We start from the raw sequence: 23,878 nt of genomic DNA on the forward strand, positions 1-23,878 counted from the left end.
ATTTTACCTATTATTTTATATTTTTTTTAAAAGGCACATTTGCTTCACACCATAACCAAAATTTATATCAATATATGGGCTACTCAAAATGTATTTATTACCATCATACGTAATCACTCCAAAATCTTTTATTTTCTGTATTTGAGGATCTTCAAATTCGGTTAAATCTTTTATTAATTCCAATTTCAATTTATTTTCTACTTCTTTAGCACTTAATAAATATTTCTGAGACACATGATAACCGTTTATTTCAAATATTATTGAGTCTTTTTTTATTTTTAAAGAAACAATATGCATTGTATTGGCATCATTACTCTTTTTATTTATTTGTGTTTGATAGTTACCAAACCACTTATCTCCATATGTTTTTATACTTTGCTGTATCTTTTTTTGAATATTATATTTCTTCTCATATAAAAATTTATCCCCTAAATAAAAATTAGATTTTAATATATCACCTTCTTTCGAAATGTTACTTATTAAGTCTTTAGCTCCTAGTTTCTCTGGATCATCTTGTCTGAAAACTAATGTATCATCAATTTCTATTATAGAATTAGATTTATTATCAATGTAGTAGATTCCCAAATTACTACTATAGTAATCTCTTCCTTCTATTAACAAAACAAGATTACCTAAATTGGATTTATAAAGTTTATAAACTATATCTCCATTTTCATAATAAAAATTTAATACCTTTTTTATTTCTGTTTTGTTTTTAAAAAAAGTTAATTCTTGATTATTTGAAGTAGAATTTAGAAGTACTTTGAAACCATTGTAAACAGCCTCGTCAGATTGTTCTTTTGTTTTATTTATTGGTTTTTCTAATTTAAATATCTCTACATCTACTTTATTTTTTGTCTCTGAAACTGTTTCTTGTTTTATTTTTTTTAGTTCTTCTTTTTTTTGTCCGTAACATTGCAATTGCAAATAGCATAATATTAATAGACTTACTTTTATTGCTCTTTTCATTGTGTCCAATATGATGGGGTTATTTTTACTTCTTCTTGTTCTTCCTTGTCGGCATCAGTTAAGGTGTCTTCGTCTTTATAAGTTAAATAGACACCGGGATTGCACTTTTTATCTAATCCTGCTTGTTTTTCAACATTCATTATTTCAAAATGTAAATGCGGATTTTTTGTTGAAAATGGCACGCCATTTTCTCCAGACGTTCCAGTTAATCCAATAATTTTACCCGCATTTACAATATCTCCTATAGCTACTTTTCTTTCTTTTAAGTGAGCGTAAACAAGATAAAATGGCCCGTTATGATCAAAATTCTGTAATTCAATTTCTGACTTATTTGAATACTTTAACACAAAAGGATTTTTTCTTCTGGATTTAAATGTTTCTTCATCAATTACTTTTATTACAATTAATTCACCAAACATACTGCTATTAATTTCGCTTCTAACAACTTCGCCTTTTACGCATGAATACACATTAGTTCCTGGTTTTGCAAATAGATCCATTCCTGTATGTTTATTAACACCATCTCTAATTGTTGGTCCAAATGAACCATGCCATGGTTTTTTAGTACCTCCCCCTTGAGAGTACAAACACAACATTGGATTATCTAATGGATCATGCCATTCTCCGGATCGGCTATTTATTGGACTGCATTCATTTACTTTAAATACTTGTACAGCTTTTTCAAAGAATTTTTTAGCATCATTCCAACCTGCTAAGCCTCCATTTACCATTCTTCTAATTTTCTGAATATTGGCGTCATTTGATTCTTTTAGAGTGTCAGCTGTTTTCCATATTTCATGTTTTTCCCAATATGCTATAGCTGATAAAACAGCATATTTTGCCTCTTTAACCTTATCAGGATTAGCTTCTAAATCTATATAGTCATCCGGAAATATTTCCCTAAATGTTTTTGATGCCTCGATATAGTTATCCTTACCTGTTAATTGTTTTAATCCTCGTCCTCTATATCTATATCCATCACCGCTGGCTTCATTTCCATTTCCATTACCTTTACCATTTTCATTGGCATATAAAAAACTTAACAATTTTATTTGTGGCCTTTCGTCACAAAAAGTTTCAATTTGACCACGTCTCTCTAAGACACCACTTCTATCTCCAAATATGGATGTGTTTCGAATATTTGTTGGTGTATAGGGTATAACATCTGTTTCAATAATCCAATCTGTATTAATTCCTGATGTTTCTGCACCGACTTGTGCAAAAAAATGTGCTTTACGTAAACAAGTATTAAGATGTATTGGTTTATCTGTATTTTCTCGTTGCTTAATAAATTGGTTTAGATAATTTACAACTTCTTCCCTAAATGCTTTAGAACGAGAATGTGAACCAAAGAGGTCCTCTATTTGTTTTAAAGTAATTTCTTGCTCACATCTAGGGCATTTCCCTTTTCCAATCACAAAATACTCCCCATCTCTTTTTAAAAATTCCTTTTCGTGTTTTATAGTATCGCCTTGACATTCTGCTTTTAACCAAAGGTTTTCAGCTTGTGTTTTGTAGGTATCAAAGCTAATTGTGTCACCACTGATATAAGTTCCGTTTTCTAATGCTTTTTCCACATCGTCTGCAAAGGCCGTTTTTCCGGCAGCGATTTTGGTATTGCCTTGTTTTCCTTCTTTTGCGTTTTTTAGTATTATTGCAGCAAATTTCTTTTTATTGTCAACTGTAATAGTTGTTTCTTCACTTTTAAATGTATAGGTATAAGCTTCTTCTTTTTTTCCTTTAAGCAGTTTTTCTTTCCATTTTTTCAAATCCTCATCGGCTTTTGGGCGTAATTTTATCTTTACCTTTGCTATACCGTTTTCAACTGTTGCCTTAAGTGTTGTAAGTTCTTCTCCATTTTCTTTGGCTTCCAAAACAGGTACAGCTGCATCTCCATCTACCACAATGGTTTCTTTTTCTTTTATTGTAATAGATACTTCTTTTCCATCCAATAAAAATGTCTTAGCAACTACATATACTTCCTCTTCCAGTGGGGCACTATTAATTTTTATAAATTTAGCTCCTAATTTGTACAAATTAAATGATATAGTTTGTCCTTCTTCATATGAACTCCCAAGAGCATTTTTAATATCATCAAGTTTGGCATATTTTTTATCTGCCTTAACTAGTGGATCAACTCGGTTTTTTATAATCCTTGCTATATTATCTTTGTTAACATTAGTATTACTAGTTTTAAATTTGTACTCGTGTTGACCAGCAATATCTGTTGTTTCTAATGAGAATTCTTCTTTAGCAAAATAGGCCGTAAAAATGCCTTCTGTTCTTACTGTTTCCTCTACTGGAGTTGTATCAATTGTTAGAGGAGCTGTATTAGTTGGTACTTCAAATACGGGGATTGTAATTATACTTTCTGTTTTTATTATATTAAACGAAAGTATTTTGTCACTTCCATTTGTATTTTTAATATACTCATTTTCAATATTAATTACTTTTACATAAAAATTTTCTACCTCTTCTGGTAATCCTGGAAATTTCCTATAAAAAGACATCGTTTTAAACGTCGCTCTAATTATTCCATCTACACAGTTTGTTTTTACACGTTCTATAGGCTTATTCGTTTTTCTCGGACTATACAATTCTAATGTTAGAGTATTACCATTTAACCCCTCTGTTTCTAATGTGATAAATAAGTCCTGTCCATAATTTATTTCACTATGATCTGCTGTATTTTCTTTTTTACTCCAAGAGGAAGAGGTTATTTTTTTTTCACATTTACCAAATACGTATATCCCGGTGTTTCTTTGATGATGTCCACCATACAAACTGGTTTCTAAGTAGTAAGCATAACTCCCACATAGTTTTTTAGGAAGGGTAACACCGTAAGGTACTCCTGCTGGTTTTATTGTTTCCTTAAAAGTTTGTATCTTTTTATGATCCATCCACAGCCATGTGATATTTCTTCTTCTTTCTTCCTCAGTGGTTTCATTATACCATTCGCCAACAACAAACGAAGCCTCTTGATCTGGATTTACACAGGTTATACCACCAGTATTAAAATAATAGTCAAGTTCTAAACTGTTTGATAACCTTTTTATTTTTTTTACTCCCTTTGCCATTTTATGCTTTTAGAAAATAGTGAAATTATTTTTTAACTGTATAATATTCCTTCGTCTGTATGCTTCCTTTGAAATAGTTCTTCTATATCTACCATCGGGTTTATTTGCTTTTGGACTTCGGGTTTGGCATTCTTTACATTCTGTTTACCCACTTCTGCTTTTTGCCCATGTTTGTCAACCGTGATACAATCAGCACCTCCAATAGGACAAGTGGCTTTGCTGTCTTCCAGTAATATCTTTCCTTTATTAGATAGTGTAACTTTTTCATAAAAACCACTCCATTTGTTAATTACTGCCTGACATGGCAGGTAATCGCCACTTCCGTTCGGCTGCATTTTACATTTACCAAAGGTGTTTTTCTCTAAGGTCTGCCCAATTTCTTTATCGGTTGCTATGAGTTTTTTTTCAGCATCTTTATCATTCGCATAATGCTTACTCTGTGATTTTACCTTAAGCTTATCTAACTTAGGCTCTACACTAAACTTACATTTTACGGTCGCCCCCTGTACCACTACATGTTTTGCACTCATAACCTTACCTTTTGGATGTTAAAAAAATACTTTCTTTAATTTTCAATTAGTTATCCTTCTTTTCATTTTCAAAAGCTCAATTTCAATCGTTGTTTTTATAGGTTGAACTTTCTCAATATTGCATTCCAGATTCATTTTTTCTATAGTATAAGTATCCGAATTTAGAAAGTAAACGGCATTATAATTTACTTTCAAATGAGCATTGCCATATAAAAAACCAAACCCAGAATCTATATAATTCCCTTTTTGCTGTACTCTAATATAACCGGTGTCATCCAAATTGGGAGCCATTTTATGTTGTACCTTAAATACAGCTTCTGTTTCTTTTTGTAATGGAAATGACAACTCTCTCTCAAATTCATAATCAGCTGTATAACCTACATGAATACCATTAAAAAAAGCCCTCAAAAAATAATCAGATCGAAGTGATATCAATAATCTCTCTGAGCTCTCAAGCGTACATTCTACATGCTCTATATACTTTTCAACTACTTCACCTTCATAATACTCTAAAATTTCACTTTTAATTTTTCCCCAACGACTTTCAATTTCAGCATGATTATAAATATCAATCCATTTACCAAATTCGTCCACAACAATTTTTAACGGATACAAAACTTCTGCCGTTTTAGCTGCCAATCCGTCCATCATAGTATCCGGGATTTTACCGTTTATATAAATATCTGGCGCTCTGTTAATTTCAAACAAATGAAATTTATTTTTATCTGCAGCAATCCATTTCACACTAATCTGCATTTCTGTAACATCAATCCCATCTTCGCCTTCATAAGTATATTTTATCTTATAACTTTGGTCAAGTTGTTTGGGCGTAAAGGGCAATCTGTAATTTTTACCTAAACTGACTTCCCGAGGTTTTTCATCGATTATATCCGTTTTAGAAATTTCACTTTTTTCCGGAGCCAAAATCAAAAACTCTAAATGTCTTTTAAAATCGGCTTCGATCAGATCAGGAATATCACAATATATATTATGATATCGTCTGAGTTCACTGGCTGCGATACCAAGTTCAAGGGAAACACTCTCCAGCGTGTCTCCTTTTTTAACTTTATAAGTACGATGTTTGCCGTGATATGAAACTTCTGCTTCTTCTATATAATACATTGGTTTAGGTATAGCTAAATTTTATCAATTCATTCCCGCATTTGCACCGTATACAAATTCAGGTTCTTCTGTTTTATCTTTTTTGGTTATTTCAACCTTTTTTTCTTTTTGTCTTTTACAGATGATAACCGAGTTTTCTGTTATACCATTCATTCCTAATGTATATTTAGCATCTACATATCTGGCTGCCTGATACCATTTTGGCTGAAGAAAAAATACCCAGTTGCAATTTTCTCCTTTATATTTCAATTGTATCTTACTCTCGGGATTATGTTTATTATAGCCCGTAACGGTATGGTAAAACAAAGCGCCAAAATCAATTCTTACCGGTCCTTTTGACCTAAGGGAAGTGTAGGTTTCACTCTCAGCATCTTTTTGAATCAATAAAGTAATCAGTAAAAGGTCTTTCATTTCGACATTCTCTATAACCGGAAACGGGTTTTCTCTTTCCGGAATTTTCCAGGTAACATATTCTTTTGGAGGTATCTGCAGCATATAATTGAACACCGCATAAACTCCGGTAGGAACTATAAATACAAGAAAATGTGAGCACATTAAAAAAGTAAGTCCAATACCGCTTAATGCTGTATAAATAATAATGAACAATACACTTGAATAAAGCATAATCAAACATGAAAACAGTAATTCATTAGCAACCAGCTTTTGATTAAATTCATTAAAATAAATGCGGTACAAGTAAACATGAAGCGTTCCGAATAGTAAAGAGGCGATCTGATAAAAAAGAAACTCATCTGATACTTCAGTAAATAATTTGTTGTAGCCTAAAAATGCTACCAATGCATAAATGAGCACCGCTGAAAAAATATAGATATAAAATTTCTTTTTATATTTTACTGCAAATTCTTTCACTTTATCACTAAAAACCATTGTAAGTAAAACACTAACGGCTATAATAACAACCAAAAATACAATGAGCCTGACGTCAATAAGGGCTCCTAAATGCTTTTTTACCATTTCTAAAGTCGTGTTGTATAGCCCAACACAGGCTCATTATTAAAATTAAACTTTTCTATTTCGTTGTTTATCAACAAGACTATCTTAATCTCTACTTCCATCGGAAAAAAATGTTCACAAAAGCAGTCTATAAACTTTTTTATATCTCCTTCATTAATATAATTATGAAAGGGTTTGTTAACAATCGGTCCAATTTCTATGGTTACATTCATAGAATAATCGGTATAATTTTTTCCACTGATAAAATCGACCCCTAATCTGTTTTCTCCTAATACAATCTGCTCTCCTTCTTCACTAAGCTCCTTTGATGTTGTCGTTTCAAAAGTTACCTTTTCTTCAATAATTGTTGATAAACATTTACAAGCCAAATCAATATCGCCAACAATTTTATACGCATAAGGCAAAAGCCTGATAAATTTTGAAACCAATACTGCCGGATAAATATGCGGCAGCCCCCAAAAATCATAGAAAAACTCTAGCGACTTACCCGAATTGAGTTTGTATAAAAAATCTCTTTCAACACCTTCAATTTTGGTTTTGTAATGAAAAATTTCATTCTCAAAAGGACTAAAAAAATTACGTGCTTCGGCTTCCTGCTTTTTCTGGTGTTTATGCTCCCTGATCATCTGCTGGACAGATTTATCAGCGTTGTTCTCTTTTAAACTGTGTATATACCCTTCCGGCAGCGTATCATAAATACTATCCCTGGACAAGAGTATAGTGAGATATTCGCGTTTATCGTAATTATCATCTTTAATACCTGCCCCTAAAATATCACTTCTGAAAGCTCGTGAAAACTGCCCCTGATTAGAAATCATAATTTCATCCTGAGCAACAGCAGTATTCTCCAAAAGCTCATTAGCGATTACTTCAGCCCTTATGTCGTCTGAAATATTCTCTATTTCCCGAACAAGATCTTCAAGATTCATATTATTTTTTCTTTGTGTCCTCATTGATTCTTCCTGCTCCTATGTATCGCAACTGAAAATATTCGTCGTTAAAATTATAAATCGCCATTCCCTTGCTTGTACATGCCAAAATCCTGTCATTATGGAGGTATATCCCAACATCTGAAATTGGATGATCCTTATCGTATCTGAAAAAAACCAAATCTCCTTCTGCCAAAAAGCTTCTTCCGGTAAAAATCTGTATTGATTTTGATTTCCACATACCGGCAGGATCTTTAGGAAGCGTAACTTTATAAACTTCACTGTAGAGTGACTGAACGAAATAAGAACAGTCAACACCTGTGCTGGAAAAGCTTTTTTCTTTATAAGGCGTATTCACCCAGGGATCTATGTATGAATATAATTTGTAATTCGTAATCTTGTTTGGTATTACACCCAGCACTATAGAATATTTCTCTTTTAAAGCCAGAGTGGCATCACTTAAATTCTCTGAATTATCATTTACAACTGTTTTATTGCTCAAACCTGAATCCTCCATTTTAGCCTGCTTTTTCAATGTTTCCAAAGAATAATCATATTTGAAAGGAACCTGAGCAATATATTTCTTACTACTGCATCCTATACCAAAGAGCATAATGAGCACTAATACAATTGTTTTATTCATAAAAAAATACTTATTGTTATGCCATGTAATTGATGGCAATGATAAAATCATCTTTAACTTATTAATCTTTTCGGATCAGGAACTGACTGAAGTGGTATTTGTCAGTTGATATGTTTTTTTTACTCGTGAAATAATTCCTTTCACAAATATTGAGGTCGCAAACCTAAGAAATTATTTTGTAAGAATTGTTATGAAATTTATAAAAATTTACGGTAATTTTTTTACAATTTTAAAATAATAAAAACTATTTTTGCCAGCGTCTTTATAAAAAATATCTTACTTAATTATTAGCCCCAAAAAAAAAGATGAATAAAAAAAATATCGATATCAGGGTTGTATTTTTCTTTGTGACCCTACTGTTAATTGGAATTATTGCTTTTATAATTCAATTTTTTAACCACGTTGATTGTGAAGATGTACGATTTTATGTTTTGGCAGAAAATCCAAGAACCGAGGAATCGATTGAGTTTTTTGATAAGACACCAAATGCAAAATCATGGAAATGGGATTTTGGGGATGGCTCTGAAACTGATGTAAGAAAACATACCTTTCACGTTTATAAAAGGCCTGGAAAATATCTAATTACCCTGACCATAAACGGGGAATGCATTCATAATAAAGAAATTACAATTAAAGATAAATATTTAACTGACAAAATAGGAACTCCTAAAATTATTGTTTCAAAAATTATTACTGCAGGACAGCCTACCTATTTCAATTCAGAATCTGAAGATGCTAAAACCTGGGAATGGGCTTTTGGAGAAAATAAAGGCATTGATGACACCTCTGCTAATCCTGTGTATACCTTTTCGACACCAGGTGAAAAAACGGTTACCCTTGTTGTTAACGGAAACTTTGGTACAGTGGCAAAAAAGATTATTTACGTACATCCCAAAGTAATAAAAAAAACAAATCCGCTTAATCTGACTTCTTACGAATACGAAAAAAAAGCAGAAGCTTTTTCACTGCCAAGAGGTGCCGCAAAAAAAGATCCGCTTGAGGAAATGCTGCAATACGTGCCCGTGGCTCCTAAGACTAAAACACAAAAAGACAGCATTGTAGCAATTAAAAAAGCACCTAAAATATCTGAAGACCAATTTGAAATTTTACTGAATAAAGTGGCTGAAGGAAGCAAAGTAAAAGATGATTTTTCAGAATATTTATGCGATGATTTAGACATTCCAATTGTAAAAAATGATAGTGATTTATTGACATTTTCTCAACTATGTGCCTCCATTAAAGGAAAAAAAATCAGAATCGAATCTATTCGTCTTAACAAAGACAAACAAAATAATTGCATCAAAGGATTAAACATTAGTTATAAAGTAAAAAAATACCTGATCTGGTCTAAAGATTAAATAAGGATGGAAGAAAAAAATATTTTCAGTACAGAATTACTCAGTGCATTTGAAATTGCTAAAAAAATTGCTAAAAACAATTCAAATAAATTTTACTCTGCATCACATTTGCTAAAAGCCATCCTGAATCGGGATTTATCTCTATTAAAACGTCTTGAGGCTACAGGCAAGGATGTTTACTATCTTGATGAATGGGCTGAAGTCCGTATGGAGGATGAGCCAAAAACAACAAATATTTCCGATGCTGAACCAAGTGATCTGATTGATGAAATTATAAAAGAAGCAGAATCGGTAAGTGTAATTTTAAGTGAAGATGAAATTAGTCTTTATGCAATATTAGTCGCTTTGAGTTCTCCGGGAGTTGGTTTTAATTTCGACCAAATGAAGACCTATCCTATTTCCCGAAACGAATTATTAGAAAATCTTGCAATAGCTGAACCTAACGTTAATAATACTCATCAGGAAGTAAAAAAAGGTTTCCTGAGTAAATATTGCATCCACAAAAATTCTGAAAAAAAGAAAAGGATTTTGGCGATTGGCCGCGAAACAGAGTTAAATACAATGAAGGAAATCCTGTGCCGATTTTCTAAGCCTAATATTTTATTAATTGGCGACAGAGGTATCGGAAAATCAATTTTAATCGATACACTTGTTCAAAATGTAATTACAAATCAGGTACCTGAGGTATTAAGTAAAGTGCAGCTTTTTGAACTGGATTTATCCACACTAATTGCGGGTGCATCTTACAAAGGCGAAATCGAAGACCGGTTAAAAAATTGTATCCAGGAATTAAAACAATTTCCTAAAGCAATATTAATTATCGAAGAAATCCATACTTTACTGGATAAAAACGGAGGCGACTCAGGTGTATCTAACGTTTTGAAGGGCGAATTATCAAAAGGATTAAATATCATTGCCACTTCTACTATTGAAGAATATTCCAAGAGAATTGAAAAAGAACAGGGACTTTCAGGAATGTTTGAAATTGTAAAATTAGAAGAATCTAATGATGAAACGTTATTCCGAATGATTCGCGAATCGATAAAACCCTATCAGGAGCATCATAAAATTCAAATTGATAACGAGACCATTACAGAATCAATCCGATTATCAAAAAGGTATTTAAAAGAGAAAAGCCTGCCGGAATCTGCCATAAACCTTATTGATCATACGATGTCCGTTTTAAAGACATCAGGTGAAACTTATTTAAAAGAAAAGCAATCCCTTTTGGATAAATTATCGCTTTTAAAACAGAATAAAAATGAGTTACCTGAAGATGAGTTACTAAAAGAATACAAATGGTTTCTTTCAGATTTGATTAGTAAAACAACATTTTTAATGATTGCAGATGATGAAAATGAACCACAAACTTTTCAAACTTCTGAAACTATCCTTAAACATATTGAAAACCTTATCAATATTCTTGAAGAGAGAGCACTTGATAAACGTATTCATATCGAAGCTTTTGATTTATCACTTATAATTGCTCAAAAAACAGGTATCCCTGCTGGGAAACTTAAAGAAGAGGAAAAACAAAAGCTGAATACTATCGAAGATGTTTTAAACCGCAGGGTAATTGGTCAGGACCATTGCATTGCAACAGTTGCAGGATCAATTTTAGAATCAAGATCCGGATTAAGCAAAGCAGGTCAGCCTATTGCTTCTTTCTTTTTCTTAGGGCCAACTGGAACAGGAAAAACAGAACTAGCCAAAAGTCTGGCTGAGTTTCTTTTTCAGGATGAAAATGCGATTATCCGTTTTGACATGTCTGAATTTAAAGAAGAACATTCAGCAGCCTTGCTTTATGGAGCACCTCCGGGATATGTAGGTTATGAAGAAGGCGGACTATTGGTAAATAAAATCAGACAAAAACCGTATTCTATTGTTTTATTTGATGAAATCGAAAAAGCACATGCCTCTGTTTATGATGTATTCCTTCAAATTATGGACGAAGGAAAATTACATGACCGACTTGGAAAAGAAGGCGATTTTTCTAATGCTATTATTCTTTTTACTTCAAACATTGGGTCAGATCATATTGTAGAAACCTTCAATAATGGTCAGATTCCGGGTTCATCTTCGCTAATGGAAATCATGGCAAATTATTTTAGACCCGAATTTTTAGGACGTTTGACAGAAATTGTACCTTTTGCGCCTATCAGCAAAGAAAATGCATTAAAAATATTTGAGATCCACCTCAAAAAAGAGTTTTCTGATTTACTCCAAAATATGAAAATCGAAGTTGAAATTCCAATGGAAACCAAACTTCATCTTGCAGAAAATGGGTATAATGCCAAATATGGTGCAAGACCTATAAAAAGTATCATTAGAAGTCATTTGCGAAGACCTTTGGCTAAGAAAATAATTTCGGGTGAAGTTAAAGATGGTGATAAAATGATTGTTACTGTAGAAAATGAGGAACTAAAATGGATAAAGGAGAATGTTTTAACTACACTTTAAATAATTTCAAAATTGCTTATTCAATTTCTTACATGTATTAATCCTAATTGATGAGACTTAACATCCTCATTTTGAGCCAAGCGTTTAATTTATTTACAATTCATTAACTAATTTATATTGGTAAGTGATTTAGTAAAAGCCCACAAAAAGATGTAATTTCTAAAATGTACTAAAAGTTTAGAAAGTTTTATAGTTCTTGTTACCACAGTGAGCCCGAGATTGTCTCGGGCTTATCTTTTTATTATTATATCTATTATATTTGATAAATTTGGTAACAAAAGGAGTATCATCTTATAAATAACTTTGTCCTGTTCGTCTTATTTTTGAATTACTAACAATAAAAAGATGAAATTATATGAACTCCATTTTTAAAAAAAATCAGGAAGTACGCCAAGAGTTTGGCGGGCCTGTTATGAAGGTAATTGGTTTTGAACCTGAACTGATTGAAAATATTATTACCCAATGGGAAGATGAAGAAGGGACTATTATTACCGGAAAATTTATGGAGTCTGTGCTTGTACCGGCAGCTGAGTAACCCGAAATAAAATTCTGCTTTACATCATCTGCTTAACCTTTATTCTTCCGTATTTGGTTTACTTCTCTCTTTACATCTAAAATCAATTCTTTCAGGTCCTGAATTTCATTTAATTCCTGCTTTTTATCTGTACGCCCTATATTGCAGCGGTATTCCCAGATTTCGATAATATCTGAAAGCCTGACTTCATAATTGGGATAGAAATTATTGTCTGATTCTAACACCAAAGCATTTTTTTTATTTTTATTGAGACGTTTGTACACCATCCCTTCATTTTTAGTAATGAGTATATACGTTTTGCCATCCTGCACATCTCCCAGCCTTTCTACATAACGTCCTACAATAATACTTCCGTCTTCGTGCGGCGGCATTGAATCTCCTTCGACAGGAAAGCCTCTGTGTTTGCCTGGCCCGAGAAAAGGAAGCGAAATCTGCTGAAGGCTTTCAATATATTCCGGGTCTGCGTATCCATTAAGATAGCCTGCTTTTACTTTTTGCGTTACGATTTCGATAAAATTTTCCCCTCCATGATCTACAAGAATCGGCAAGACCAATCTGTTGCTTTCGAGTTTCAGTAACTGCTGCATATCGATTTTTCGGATATCGACCGAAAGCAGTAAATCAATACTCATGTGATAATAGCGGGCTATTTTCTTTAAAATTTCATAAGGAGCCTCAGAAGTACCATCCTCGTATTTTACATACCTGCCTCTGGTAATCTGAAGATTCTCTGCTAATTTTTCCTGCGAGATTTTTTGCCTAACCCTTAAAACCCTGATGTTATCTGAAAATAAGGACATATTTTATTTGTTACAATTTATAACCACAAATATAGAAAAAATTGTTACTATCTGTGTTAATTTTGTATCTTCCAAAAACAATGAAAATGACGCTTTTCAATGATACCGAATTGTTTTCGAGCGGTACAGGAGGTAAAAAACAGTTTGAAGTTCCTGATGCTGACCTGCTTTTAATCGACAATTTTTTTTCGAAAGAAGAGTCTGATTATTATTACACTACCTTACTTCATCAAACGCAGTGGCATGAATATGATATGCCTATGTATGATAAAATAGTTACCGCCCCCAGAATGATTTCGTGGTACAGTGACACCAATTTAGACGGAAACGAATCCAGTCAAAGCTGGCCGGCTGAACTGCAAGTAATCAGAGAGCGTGTAGAAAAAGAAACCCATATACAATTTAATGCGGTCCTGCTTAACCTTTATCGAAACGGAAAAGACGGTGTGGGATGGCATAGCGACAAGACAAAAAGCAGCAACAAGGACATGGATATTGCCTCTGTTACCTTTGGAGAAACCAGAATGTTCAGGCTGAGACACAAGTTTAGAAAAGAGGTTCCGCAAATTGAGATTCCGCTGCATCATGGCACATTTTTACTAATGGCAGGCGCTACAAACAGTTTCTGGCAGCATCAGGTTCCTAAAACCTCCCGTGATGTGCTACCGAGAATTAACCTTACTTTTAGGAGGACTATGAAATAGTGTCCCCTTAATGTCAGTAATTTTCGGTATCCATTTTAGAAAATCGTTAGCTCTTTAACATGCCCCCGATCTACGAAATGTCCTCATGAAAACTTCAGTTTTGCTGAACATTTCCGACTTTGCGTATTTTTATGCTATCAACTTAAAATCTCTTAAAAATATCAAACCTTTTACTAAATACTTTATGATGATATAGCAATACTGTATATTTATCAAAAACTTTAAAATAACAGAAAGCATATGCCTTTACTGATAGAAGTTTAGGCTAAAAGTTAAAAACTATTGAGAGGTCTTGGATTCTTATGAAATTTTAAATGAGGTAAAGTCGGAGACGTATACTCAGAAAGGAGAACCTCGAATGAGTTGGATAGCTAACACTTAAATCATTAATTTAACTGAAGTGATAGTGATTTTTGTATCAACGACATTACAAGACAGAGTTTGGATAGATTTTACAACTAAGTATGTTATAATTAAAGTTAGTTGAGTAAAATATGAAAAAAACATTTTTTAAGAAAGTACAAATAGCAGAACAACCTGAAGAATGAAAAAAATATTGTGTTACGTTACATTAGTTTTTTCCTTTGGCGGACTTATTTCTGAATCAATGAATGACTTTATGAATCTTAAATTGATTTATTATAATTTACATCCGGACAAATACTATGAAAAAGATAAATTATATATTTCTAAAAAAGAAGAAAACAATTCTACAAGTTCTAGCGGATCAAATTCATGGTATTATGGTACCCTAGAAAAACATCAAAAAAAAGATAATATCTATTATAGCAGATCCTATTTGAAACAAAATACATTGTCAGATTCTAAAGGCGAATATTTAAAAGTATGGTACTGTAAGAAAGTACAAAAAATGATTTTAAGAGAGGACGATAAATTGAGCCCAAAAATTTATTTTAGCGGTATAATTGTCTATGCTTTAATCATAATGATAATTCCGTGCTTAATCACTGTAACAAAAAAAAGTAAAAAAACGAAAAAATAAACTTTCAATAGCCTATATTATTTGCAATAACAATTAAATTATTTTCACAAAACCCCGATTGTTCGGATATGTACTAAATTTCTCTGTTTGATAGTTCGGAATTACATTCTATGACTATAAAGTTGAGCAAATTCGATAGCGCAGATCTACACAACGATAGTACAAAATTATTTCGTCAATTCCCTATCTTAAATATCTAAAAATGAGCAATCAATCATATATTGTATTGAAGGTGAGAAACATGACAGAAATAATATTTATCCATGGTGTTTTTGAAAAAATCTGAATTTGCGCTTTTTTATGTCCTTGATAATCTCTTAAAGTCTCCGGGCTTTTTACCTAAAATCCTGTTTATAGCACGATTAATTTTGTTATTGTTGGCTTTGCGGAAACATATTACAAATCTCCTAATAATACATATTAGAAAAATCAAAAGGATTTAAAAATGGCTTGCCATAATGATTACTCGAAACCTTTTCCTAATCTGTAATTTAACACTAATCCAAAGTTATCCGGGATCACAACATTATCAATTGCTTTGTTGTACGTACAGATAACCCTGAAGTTATCTGAAATATGAAACCCGGCCAGAAAGTTCAGTGCATTTGAAGTTCTATAGCCGCCGCCAAATTCTACTTTATTTTTGTAATTGATTAAAAGATTTAAGTCGGCCTGAAACGGTGCTCCTTCTACATATTTGAATAAAACACTAGGATTGACGAGTACTTCTTCAAAACGGTTTGTAAAAAACTTATAGCCAAAATAACTGTAATACACGTTTTTTAGGTTGGTATTATTATTCGAATTAAAAGCAGAATTTAATAAATTTGGCGCCGACAATCCGAAATAAATGTGGTCGCGGTTATATAAAAACCCTACTCCAAAAGCAGGTGTAAAACTGTTTATGTTTTCCTGAAATTCAGGGTCATTTTCGATTCCAAGTTTGGTTAAGTTTTCATTGTATAGCATTCCTCCTGCTGTAACTCCAAATGAAATAATATTAGGATCGTATGCCCACCATTTTCCGTATTTATAATCAGAATCATAATAAATTTTATACGAATAAGATGTAAAGAAACTGGTCGTATTGGTTACGCCTATTTCGTCGTAAGAAATTCCTGCTGCCAAACCAATTTTCTCTCCCCAGGTTAATTTATTTATGGAGAGGTCAAAATTCTTTGGACTTCCTTCTATTGAATTGAAATATCCATTTGTGGTCATAACCATATCGATATTATTGTAATATCCGGCGTGGGCAGGATTTATAAGAACGGCATTATAATTATAACTTGAAAAAGCAGGGGTCTGCTGCCCGGAAGCACTTTCTAAAATAACGATTGTGATAAAAAAGGCTAAGATTATATTGATTTTACTTTTCATGAATTAACGTTTTAAAACAAGATATCCCTTGGTTTTCTTAAAGTGATTGGGCTGTTCTGTGCGGATTTCAAAGAAATAAGTACCTTCTGGCAGTTGATTGGCGCCCAGATTTCGGCTTTTATTCGCGATTCCGGCAAACACGTTTGTTGTATTATTGTAGTTTTTGGTCTGGAAAACCAAATCGCCCCAGCGGTTGTAAATCAAGACCTCATTGTTGGGGTATTCTGTTATATCGTCGATTTCCCAGAAATCATTTATGCCGTCACCGTTTGGCGAAAAGCCATATTTTGTTTCGTCTTTTTCTAAAGGAATAACCGTTATGGTAATATAATCCTCTACCTTACAGCCTTTCGAATTTGTAAAAACTACTTTATAAGTGGTGGTTTCTGAAGGTTTTGCAATTGGATTTTCGGTTTTAGTAGTATTCAATCCCGTTGCAGGCGACCAGGAAAAAGTTCCTTTTTCTAATGCCAAAGCATACAGCTGCACTGTTTCGCCTTCATTTACCTGTACATCATCACCCGCATCCACTAACACCGGATCCTTAAACAACTGAAAAGAACAATTTGCACTGTTATTGTTTTTATCTGAAACTTCTATGGTAATTGTCATTCCATCAGAAAATGCAGTTCCGGAAATGGGTGTCTGTTTGATGATTGGATTGGGATCCGTATTGTCTGTCGCAAAAATCATTTTGGTATAATCTGGAACCGTGCTTACACTGCACTCCAATACCTGATCTGTAATACATGAAAAAACTGGTGCTTCAGTATCTTGTATAATGTAGATCTTAAATGAACAAAGTGCAGGATTTCCGCTGTTATCAGAAACAGTCATAGTTACGGTCATTCCATCAGTAACATTTGTTCCGGCAATTGGTGTTTGGGTTACCGTTAAATTCGAATCGCAGTTATCGGTCGCAAATATCATTGATCGATAATCTGGCAAAACAGTTCCAAAAGCTAAATTTTGATCTGCAATACAGGTAATTAATGGCGCTGTTACATCTGCAGCCATATTTACTTTAAAACTACAATAAGATGTATTGCCAGATGCGTCTTTAGCAGTTAAAGTAACGGTCATTCCATCTGTAAAAACACTTCCCAGAGAAGGGCTTTGTGTAATTATTGGCGAGGAATCGCAATTATCATTTGCTGAAACTAAAGGCGTATAATCCGGAATTATGCTGCCACATGATAATGTCTGATCCCCAATGCAGGTAATTACAGGCGAAGTTGTATCTGCGGAAGTGTTTACTTTAAAACTACACATTGAACTATTATTCGAAACATCTTTGGCTGTAATGGTAATGGTCATTCCGTTTGTAAAAGCAGTTCCCGCAATTGGACTTTGTGTGAGCAACGGTGAAGCGTCGCAATTATCAGTTACCGGGATTAAAGCTGTATAATCCGGAATTGTACTGCCACATACTAATGTCTGATCTCCAATGCAGGTAATTACAGGTGCAGTCGTATCTGCGGAAGCGTTAACTTTAAAACTACAAGTTGACGTATTATTCGAAACATCTTTGGCTGTAATGGTAATGTTCATTCCGTTTGTAAAAGCAGTTCCCGCAATTGGACTTTGTGTGAGTACCGGCGAAGCATCACAATTATCAGTTACCGGGATTAAAGCTGTATAATCCGGAATTGTACTGCCACATACTAATGTCTGATCTCCGATGCAGGTAATTACAGGTGCAGTCGTATCTGCGGAAGCGTTAACTTTAAAACTGCAAGTTGACGTATTATCCGAAACATCTTTGGCTGTAATGGTTACTGTCATTCCAGGTGTAAAAGCACTTCCTACAATTGGATTTTGCGTATATGTAATGGTTCCCAGACAATTATCTGTGGCAGAAATTAAACTCCTGTAATCCGGTAATACGCTTCCGCAAGCTAAGTTTTGATCTGTAATACAAGTAATAACTGGAGGTGTAAGATCTGGTGTAGCTAAATGTACATTAAAACTGCAGGTATCAAAATTTCCTGATTCATCTGTATATTTAATTTTAATTAAAATTCCGTCATAAAATGGAGTTCCTGGTGCGGGTGTTATTTCGTAATGTACATTTTGACTGCAATTATCGCCCAGATTCATCATTGGATCTATTGCATAATTCGGAATAACGTCTCCACAGTTTAAAGTCACATTTGAAGGACATGTAAATGTTGGAGGAGTTGTATCTGGTCCTGAAACGTTTATAATAATACTGCAATTGCTCACATTTCCCGCTTTATCTTTGGCTGAGAAGTCAATCTGCATTCCGTCAAAAAAGGTTGATCCTGGTCCCGGATATTGTGTAAGCTCTATATCACCGGCCGTGTCATCTGTTACCGTCAATAAATTAAAATAATCGGGAACGAGCGAACCACAAGCTAAGAGCTGATTTCCCGGACAGATTAATACGGGTGCCAGGTCTGCGTTTGCCGCTATTGTAAAGGTGCATGTTTGTTCATTCGTACTGCTGTCTGTTGCTTTTAAAATTATCGTTTGTATACCTCCTGTATACACCGTTCCAGGTACTGGACTTTGTGTTATTACGGGACTATTATCGCAATTGTCAGTTACAGTAAGAGTTGTTTTATAATCCGGAATTGCATCCCCAATGGCAAGAATTTTATTTGTAGGGCAATTGCTAAAAACAGGTTTTTCTGTATCAGCAATCACAGCTTTCCCATATATAACATAGGCTTTTCCGGGGTCTTCGTTTATTTTGATCGATTCAAATGGCGAGTAATATTTATTGTTTCCAATAATAATATCATCAAATCCGTCATTATTAATGTCACCTGCAAAACCTGATGCCGTTTTATATGGATAAAATCCAAGATTAATCTTTAATCCGTCTTTAGGTGTAATAGTAGAAAGATTAACATTATTAGTCCAGGTATTTTTACCATACAAAAGATACACTGTACCATCATTATCTTTAAAAAGATAATCTTCAATTCCATCTTTATTAAAATCCCCAATTCCTCCAAAATCATTAACACCAGATCCTGCTAATATTTTAAATCCGTTACTACCGTTCAGGTTATTTAGATCTACAGAAACCGGAAAACCAGAGGAACCAAAAAGAATATAAATACCATTAAAAGAAATATCATTAAGTCCATCGTGATTTAAATCGCCCACTTTACTAATGTTTCCATATTGTAATGATGCTGACGAATGCGTGACAACAAATCCGTTACTTCCGTTTAGATTATCAACATTAAATGTACCTGGGAATCCTGAGCGTCCATAAATTACATACATTTTTACACCGTCATAAGTTGAAATGGCAATATCTGGAATTCCGTCTCCATTGACATCCCCTAGTCCCGTAACCGATCTTCCTACTTTAGCAGACGGGCTACTTGTAATCAGGCAACCGTTAGTACCATCGATATCAGATCCAGAAATCAAGGCTGGAAAACTGCCATTTTTACCATAAATAACAAATACTTTTTCAACATTTCCTGTTCCTGCAAGCGCAATATCATCAAAGCCATCGTTATTAAAATCCCCAATAGCATCAATACTATATCCTGCGGCTTCATAGTAATTATTTCCCATAAAAGTAAAACCGTTGCTGCCATTTAGATTGGATAAAAGCATCTCTGCCGGAAAGCCGCCTGATTTTCCAAATATTACATATAGTGCCCCTACATTCCAGTTGACTCCTTTTCGGGTTGGTGCACTGAACATAAAGTCATCTATTCCGTCTTTATTTAAATCCCCTGCTGCAGACACCTTATATCCGGTCTGATCATCGGCTTTGAAGTTAATATCGTCTAAGATTTTAAATCCGTTAGTACCATTTAGATATTTTAAATCAACAACAGACGGAAATCCTGTTGATTTACCAAAAACAACATATATTCTTGCTTTTATAAAATCATTCGTATTGCTAAAAGTCCCAGAAAAAGGGTAAGAACTGCCCATAGCACTTACAATAAAATCGCTTATACCGTCTCCGTTTACATCTCCCGCTTTATTAACACTGTAACCTGTGTTTACAGTTCCGTTTTCTCCTATAATGGTGAATCCGTTAGAACCGTTTAAATTTTCGGGTAAATATGTAAGTGTTTTACAGTCAGGCACCGGAGGGGCACTTTTTAATTTCACCAAAAAAGTACACGAATTTGTATTGCCAGATAAATCTGTTACAGTAATAGTAACATTTGTATCTCCTGTAAAAAGAGTGCCCTGTGGCGGATTTTGTGTAATGCTTAAATCGAAGTTATTTACATAGGTACAATTATCTATTAAATCCGGTAAAAACGAAACATAATTTGGAAGTGGCGTATTTGCAAAAAGCTGCTGATTGACAGGACAACTGATTGTAGGTTTTACAGCATCAATGCGATCTATCTTTTCACCATAAAAAATATAGGCATTTCCTTTGTCTCCATAATAATCGGCATTTCTTATATATCCTAAAATAAAATCGTTTTTACCATCCTGATTAAAATCACGAATTCCGGCAACATCACATCCAAAAATATTCGTTGAATAACCATCGTAACTATCAAAAATCTGATATCCGATAGTGTTTAGAATCATCTTTTCTTTAACAATTCCTGTTGCAGTAGTCCCTCCAAATACTATATATACAGATCCGTTGTTAGAAATACCTCTTTTTGATGAAATAGCAATATCACTTTTACCATCGTTGTTTACGTCAAAAATTCCTGCTACAGTAAACCCAAACTGACTTCCCAAGTCTTTTCCCTGAAATATAACTCCCGTACTGGCATTAAGACTTTCAATAGCAAAAGTAGCCGGAAACGTACTTCTGCCAAAAACGACATACGCTTCACCTACACTATTTTGGCCATCCAGGGCTTTACCTGGTGCACCAATAATAAAATCATCAATTCCGTCAGCGTTGAAATCGCCAGCTGCAGCTACAGATTTGCCCAGATTGTTATAAGAACCTGTGTTAGTAATCACAAAACCGTCTGCTACATTTAAAGTTTCTAACTGAACAGAAGCAGGAAAAACCGAATTTTTTCCAAAAAGTACAACAACCCTTCCTACATTATAATCAGAGCCTTCTTTATACGAAGGGCAGCCAATAATCAAATCACCAATACCATCATGATTTACATCTCCGGCATTGCGCGCCGTTGAATCCGTTCCTGAACCCGACTGTAAGTATCCTTTAATCGTGAAACCATTTGCCCCTGATAAAGACGACGTATTTAGACTGCTTACTGAAGCATGGCCAAAAATGATATAATAGTTTGTTTTTCCGTTGCTATTTTCAGTAATCACAGCATCTGGCACCCCATCATGGTTAATATCTCCGGCGGCACTGACATCCTTTACTGTTGTAGTGGCGGTAGCATCTAACGTAATAAAGAGCCCCTTACTATTATCAATATCGGTTCTGTTATAAAGAGGCTGAAAACCTGAATTTTTTCCATAAAAAATAAAGGCGGTTCCTTTTGCTCCACTATTAAAATTATCCCCAACAATGATATCATCAATTCCATCCTGATTAAAATCGCCTACGGAACTAATCATGTCACCCAATTTTTCGTCAGCTACAACTCCTCGTATTACAAAGCCATTGGTTCCGTTTAAAGTGGAAACATCGAATGAATCAAATGAAAATCCTGATCCCCCAAAAATCACGTATATTTCACCAACATTCGATGCTCCTCCAAAATCGGCACCCGGAGCCCCTATCATTATATCCGGAATCCCATCTCCATTTATATCTCCGGCTGACTTGGTTTTAAATCCTAAATCATCCTTAGCAGCCTTTCCATCGATTTTAAATCCATTTGCACCATCTAAAATTGACTTCGCTACTTGCGGGCAGCCATTTTGCCCGTATACCATTGCTGCTGACACAAAAAACAATAATAACCCTAAAACAGTTTTCAAACAAGGGGATATTCTATAATTCTTTATCATATTAATGTTTTACTTTACCTTATAAAAAGCAAAACTAGAACACACATAAATTTTGTACATCACTATAAATAATGATTTTTACGGTTTAAAATAAACAAGTGGTACCTAGATGTCCAAGTAAAAGCCCAAAAACACGGGAATAGAATTCATTTCTATTATTTACCCACTGTAATTGATCCTGAGTTTGTGATCGAACCAGAAGGCTTTAAGGATTTAGTTTTTAAAATAAATTCTAATGACGCAAATTCAGAAACATTTGCTAAAGAGATAAATTTAGGGATATGGCAGACGAATAAACTGTCAAGCAAGGACTCGATTTATTTTGCAACAAATCCAGAAAATGATTTTGAGGATTTCGTTGTAATTATCTTAGATTATCCGGATAGGCTGATCAAATAATTATAGGAATATAAATAAGAAAAAAATTGCATTTAATTCCTTATTAGATAACCATATTAAAATTATATTTTCACAGTATTTCCTGTCTAAGTTTTTCACGATGACTGATTCCAAAATCCCTTAGCGCGAGGATTACCGGCTTTACTGACCAGCTATATTCCGTGAGTTCATACTCAGTTCTGATTGCACTATCTGTAAAAATCTTTTTTTCAACAAAACCGTTGAGTTCCATTTCCTTTAATTGCTGTGCCAATACTTTAGAAGTAATTTTTGGAATCTCTTTCATAATCTCGCCAAATCTTCTATTTCCTTCCATGAGCGCTATTGTAATGGGGATTCTCCATTTACTACCTGCTATAACGTAAATAGCGTCCATAATAGAAACTACTTCTGTTTTACATTTCAAAATCCTTTCTTTTCTATTATTCCCGTCAGGGACACTTTCATCAGTTATAATCATTGGTCACAAATATTTGGGGTTACTTTTTTTATTGATAAATAAATCAAAAATATATATTTTCACCATTCGCTATGTAGGATATGTATGCTTAAATTTTATCTCATTATAATCAAAAATGATATTATAGTTACCTTGAGGTAAGTTTATATTTCTGAATCATAAATGTGTATACTTTTGTTTGTTGTGAAATATAACTATCACGATTTTTGTCATATGTGGAGTGCTATACTAAATAATATCAAGAATATACGGGAATTAAAAAATTATACCCAGGAATATGTAGCCGGACAACTGGGATTAACACAGTCAGGTTATAATAAGATTGAAAAGGGAAAAACTATTTTAGGAAACAACCGCTTACTAAAAATAGCTGCTGTTTTAGAAGTAAGCGTGGATGACATTATTAATTTTCAAAGTTCTATATCTTTTAAAACTGAAGTTGAAAAAACTCAGGAAATTGAAGCTATTGTCAAGCTTAATAAAATCTATCAGAAAAAAATAAAACTTCTTGAAAAGGCTTTAGAAGATAAGACTAATGAACTTGATACTGCAAAGAAGAACTAATACAATCCGCATACTGGTTATTCTTTTCGTCTTAGGTAGATTGTTATATAAATTAAG

Annotated in this window: 17 protein-coding genes; 6 read left to right on the forward strand and 11 right to left on the reverse strand. The window is 33.6% G+C overall.

The features are described from left to right. Positions 1-15: 15 nt before the first annotated feature. From OZP09_RS05255 to OZP09_RS05285, 7 genes are read right to left on the reverse strand one after another with little or no spacing between them, the layout of a single operon-like run. Positions 16-969, reverse strand: coding sequence for a hypothetical protein (locus tag OZP09_RS05255; RefSeq protein ID WP_281310411.1), 954 nt, complete (start codon positions 967-969; stop codon positions 16-18). Next, on the reverse strand, positions 966-4,046 hold the full coding sequence (locus OZP09_RS05260) for a peptidoglycan DD-metalloendopeptidase family protein (RefSeq protein ID WP_281310412.1): 3,081 nt from the start codon (positions 4,044-4,046) through the stop codon (positions 966-968). Before OZP09_RS05260 ends, OZP09_RS05255 begins: the two co-directional genes overlap by 4 nt. 32 nt (positions 4,047-4,078) lie before the next feature. Further along, positions 4,079-4,576 carry a DUF4280 domain-containing protein gene (locus OZP09_RS05265; RefSeq protein WP_269236879.1) on the reverse strand — a complete coding sequence of 166 codons (498 nt, stop codon included), beginning with the start codon at positions 4,574-4,576 and terminating at the stop codon, positions 4,079-4,081. A gap of 42 nt (positions 4,577-4,618) precedes the next feature. Further along, positions 4,619-5,698, reverse strand: coding sequence for a LysM peptidoglycan-binding domain-containing protein (locus OZP09_RS05270; protein ID WP_269236880.1), 1,080 nt, complete (start codon positions 5,696-5,698; stop codon positions 4,619-4,621). Positions 5,699-5,722: 24 nt separating this feature from the next. Next, a complete protein-coding gene (locus OZP09_RS05275; protein WP_269236881.1) occupies positions 5,723-6,673 on the reverse strand; it encodes a TssN family type VI secretion system protein in 951 nt (316 codons plus the stop codon). Positions 6,674-6,675: 2 nt separating this feature from the next. After that, on the reverse strand, positions 6,676-7,602 hold the full coding sequence (locus OZP09_RS05280; RefSeq protein ID WP_269237821.1) for a type VI secretion system baseplate subunit TssG: 927 nt from the start codon (positions 7,600-7,602) through the stop codon (positions 6,676-6,678). Position 7,603: 1 nt separating this feature from the next. Beyond that, positions 7,604-8,245 carry a C40 family peptidase gene (locus OZP09_RS05285; RefSeq protein WP_281310413.1) on the reverse strand — a complete coding sequence of 214 codons (642 nt, stop codon included), beginning with the start codon at positions 8,243-8,245 and terminating at the stop codon, positions 7,604-7,606. 305 nt (positions 8,246-8,550) lie between these two features. On the opposite strand from OZP09_RS05285, the gene OZP09_RS05290 reads away from it, so the two are divergent. The 3 genes from OZP09_RS05290 to OZP09_RS05300 all read left to right on the forward strand — a co-directional run bounded on the left by OZP09_RS05290 (position 8,551) and on the right by OZP09_RS05300 (position 12,598). Next, complete coding sequence (locus OZP09_RS05290; RefSeq protein ID WP_281310414.1) at positions 8,551-9,603, forward strand: PKD domain-containing protein; 1,053 nt, start codon at positions 8,551-8,553, stop codon at positions 9,601-9,603. A 6-nt stretch (positions 9,604-9,609) separates the two neighbouring features. Further along, positions 9,610-12,063: an AAA family ATPase gene (locus OZP09_RS05295; protein WP_281310415.1), complete on the forward strand. Its 2,454-nt coding sequence runs from the start codon at positions 9,610-9,612 to the stop codon at positions 12,061-12,063. Between the two features lie 355 nt (positions 12,064-12,418). Then, on the forward strand, positions 12,419-12,598 hold the full coding sequence (locus OZP09_RS05300) for a hypothetical protein (RefSeq protein ID WP_269236884.1): 180 nt from the start codon (positions 12,419-12,421) through the stop codon (positions 12,596-12,598). A 32-nt stretch (positions 12,599-12,630) separates the two neighbouring features. Here OZP09_RS05300 and OZP09_RS05305 read toward each other — a convergent pair whose 3' ends face one another. Then, positions 12,631-13,398 carry an XRE family transcriptional regulator gene (locus OZP09_RS05305; RefSeq protein WP_269236885.1) on the reverse strand — a complete coding sequence of 256 codons (768 nt, stop codon included), beginning with the start codon at positions 13,396-13,398 and terminating at the stop codon, positions 12,631-12,633. Between the two features lie 86 nt (positions 13,399-13,484). On the opposite strand from OZP09_RS05305, the gene OZP09_RS05310 reads away from it, so the two are divergent. Both OZP09_RS05310 and OZP09_RS05315 read left to right on the forward strand, forming a co-directional pair. Next, complete coding sequence (locus OZP09_RS05310) at positions 13,485-14,102, forward strand: alpha-ketoglutarate-dependent dioxygenase AlkB family protein (protein WP_269236886.1); 618 nt, start codon at positions 13,485-13,487, stop codon at positions 14,100-14,102. Between the two features lie 544 nt (positions 14,103-14,646). Beyond that, on the forward strand, positions 14,647-15,105 hold the full coding sequence (locus tag OZP09_RS05315) for a hypothetical protein (RefSeq protein WP_269236887.1): 459 nt from the start codon (positions 14,647-14,649) through the stop codon (positions 15,103-15,105). Between the two features lie 462 nt (positions 15,106-15,567). Here the strand turns inward: OZP09_RS05315 and OZP09_RS05320 are convergent, their stop codons facing one another. The 3 genes from OZP09_RS05320 to OZP09_RS05330 all read right to left on the reverse strand — a co-directional run bounded on the left by OZP09_RS05320 (position 15,568) and on the right by OZP09_RS05330 (position 23,257). Further along, positions 15,568-16,485 carry a PorP/SprF family type IX secretion system membrane protein gene (locus OZP09_RS05320; RefSeq protein ID WP_281310416.1) on the reverse strand — a complete coding sequence of 306 codons (918 nt, stop codon included), beginning with the start codon at positions 16,483-16,485 and terminating at the stop codon, positions 15,568-15,570. A gap of 3 nt (positions 16,486-16,488) precedes the next feature. Beyond that, a complete protein-coding gene (locus OZP09_RS05325) occupies positions 16,489-22,398 on the reverse strand; it encodes an HYR domain-containing protein (RefSeq protein ID WP_281310417.1) in 5,910 nt (1,969 codons plus the stop codon). Between the two features lie 469 nt (positions 22,399-22,867). After that, positions 22,868-23,257, reverse strand: coding sequence for a winged helix-turn-helix transcriptional regulator (locus OZP09_RS05330; protein WP_269236892.1), 390 nt, complete (start codon positions 23,255-23,257; stop codon positions 22,868-22,870). Between the two features lie 183 nt (positions 23,258-23,440). Between OZP09_RS05330 and OZP09_RS05335 the strand changes: the two genes are divergently transcribed. Then, a complete protein-coding gene (locus tag OZP09_RS05335; RefSeq protein WP_281310418.1) occupies positions 23,441-23,821 on the forward strand; it encodes a helix-turn-helix domain-containing protein in 381 nt (126 codons plus the stop codon). Positions 23,822-23,878: the final 57 nt, after the last annotated feature.

The organism is Flavobacterium flavigenum (genome assembly GCF_027111255.2).
Lineage (GTDB): Bacteria > Bacteroidota > Bacteroidia > Flavobacteriales > Flavobacteriaceae > Flavobacterium > Flavobacterium flavigenum.

What these genes read in the sequence shown, in the direction of transcription:
- OZP09_RS05325 (WP_281310417.1), bottom strand. Translation starts at nt 22,398, where the DNA reads ATGATAAAGAATTATAGAATATCCCCTTGTTTGAAAACTGTTTTAGGG.
- OZP09_RS05330 (WP_269236892.1), bottom strand. Translation starts at nt 23,257, where the DNA reads ATGATTATAACTGATGAAAGTGTCCCTGACGGGAATAATAGAAAAGAA.
- OZP09_RS05275 (WP_269236881.1), bottom strand. Translation starts at nt 6,673, where the DNA reads ATGGTAAAAAAGCATTTAGGAGCCCTTATTGACGTCAGGCTCATTGTA.
- OZP09_RS05300 (WP_269236884.1), top strand. Translation starts at nt 12,419, where the DNA reads ATGAACTCCATTTTTAAAAAAAATCAGGAAGTACGCCAAGAGTTTGGC.
- OZP09_RS05280 (WP_269237821.1), bottom strand. Translation starts at nt 7,602, where the DNA reads ATGAATCTTGAAGATCTTGTTCGGGAAATAGAGAATATTTCAGACGAC.
- OZP09_RS05285 (WP_281310413.1), bottom strand. Translation starts at nt 8,245, where the DNA reads ATGAATAAAACAATTGTATTAGTGCTCATTATGCTCTTTGGTATAGGA.
- OZP09_RS05295 (WP_281310415.1), top strand. Translation starts at nt 9,610, where the DNA reads ATGGAAGAAAAAAATATTTTCAGTACAGAATTACTCAGTGCATTTGAA.
- OZP09_RS05310 (WP_269236886.1), top strand. Translation starts at nt 13,485, where the DNA reads ATGACGCTTTTCAATGATACCGAATTGTTTTCGAGCGGTACAGGAGGT.
- OZP09_RS05265 (WP_269236879.1), bottom strand. Translation starts at nt 4,576, where the DNA reads ATGAGTGCAAAACATGTAGTGGTACAGGGGGCGACCGTAAAATGTAAG.
- OZP09_RS05255 (WP_281310411.1), bottom strand. Translation starts at nt 969, where the DNA reads ATGAAAAGAGCAATAAAAGTAAGTCTATTAATATTATGCTATTTGCAA.
- OZP09_RS05315 (WP_269236887.1), top strand. Translation starts at nt 14,647, where the DNA reads ATGAAAAAAATATTGTGTTACGTTACATTAGTTTTTTCCTTTGGCGGA.
- OZP09_RS05320 (WP_281310416.1), bottom strand. Translation starts at nt 16,485, where the DNA reads ATGAAAAGTAAAATCAATATAATCTTAGCCTTTTTTATCACAATCGTT.
- OZP09_RS05270 (WP_269236880.1), bottom strand. Translation starts at nt 5,698, where the DNA reads ATGTATTATATAGAAGAAGCAGAAGTTTCATATCACGGCAAACATCGT.
- OZP09_RS05305 (WP_269236885.1), bottom strand. Translation starts at nt 13,398, where the DNA reads ATGTCCTTATTTTCAGATAACATCAGGGTTTTAAGGGTTAGGCAAAAA.
- OZP09_RS05290 (WP_281310414.1), top strand. Translation starts at nt 8,551, where the DNA reads ATGAATAAAAAAAATATCGATATCAGGGTTGTATTTTTCTTTGTGACC.
- OZP09_RS05260 (WP_281310412.1), bottom strand. Translation starts at nt 4,046, where the DNA reads ATGGCAAAGGGAGTAAAAAAAATAAAAAGGTTATCAAACAGTTTAGAA.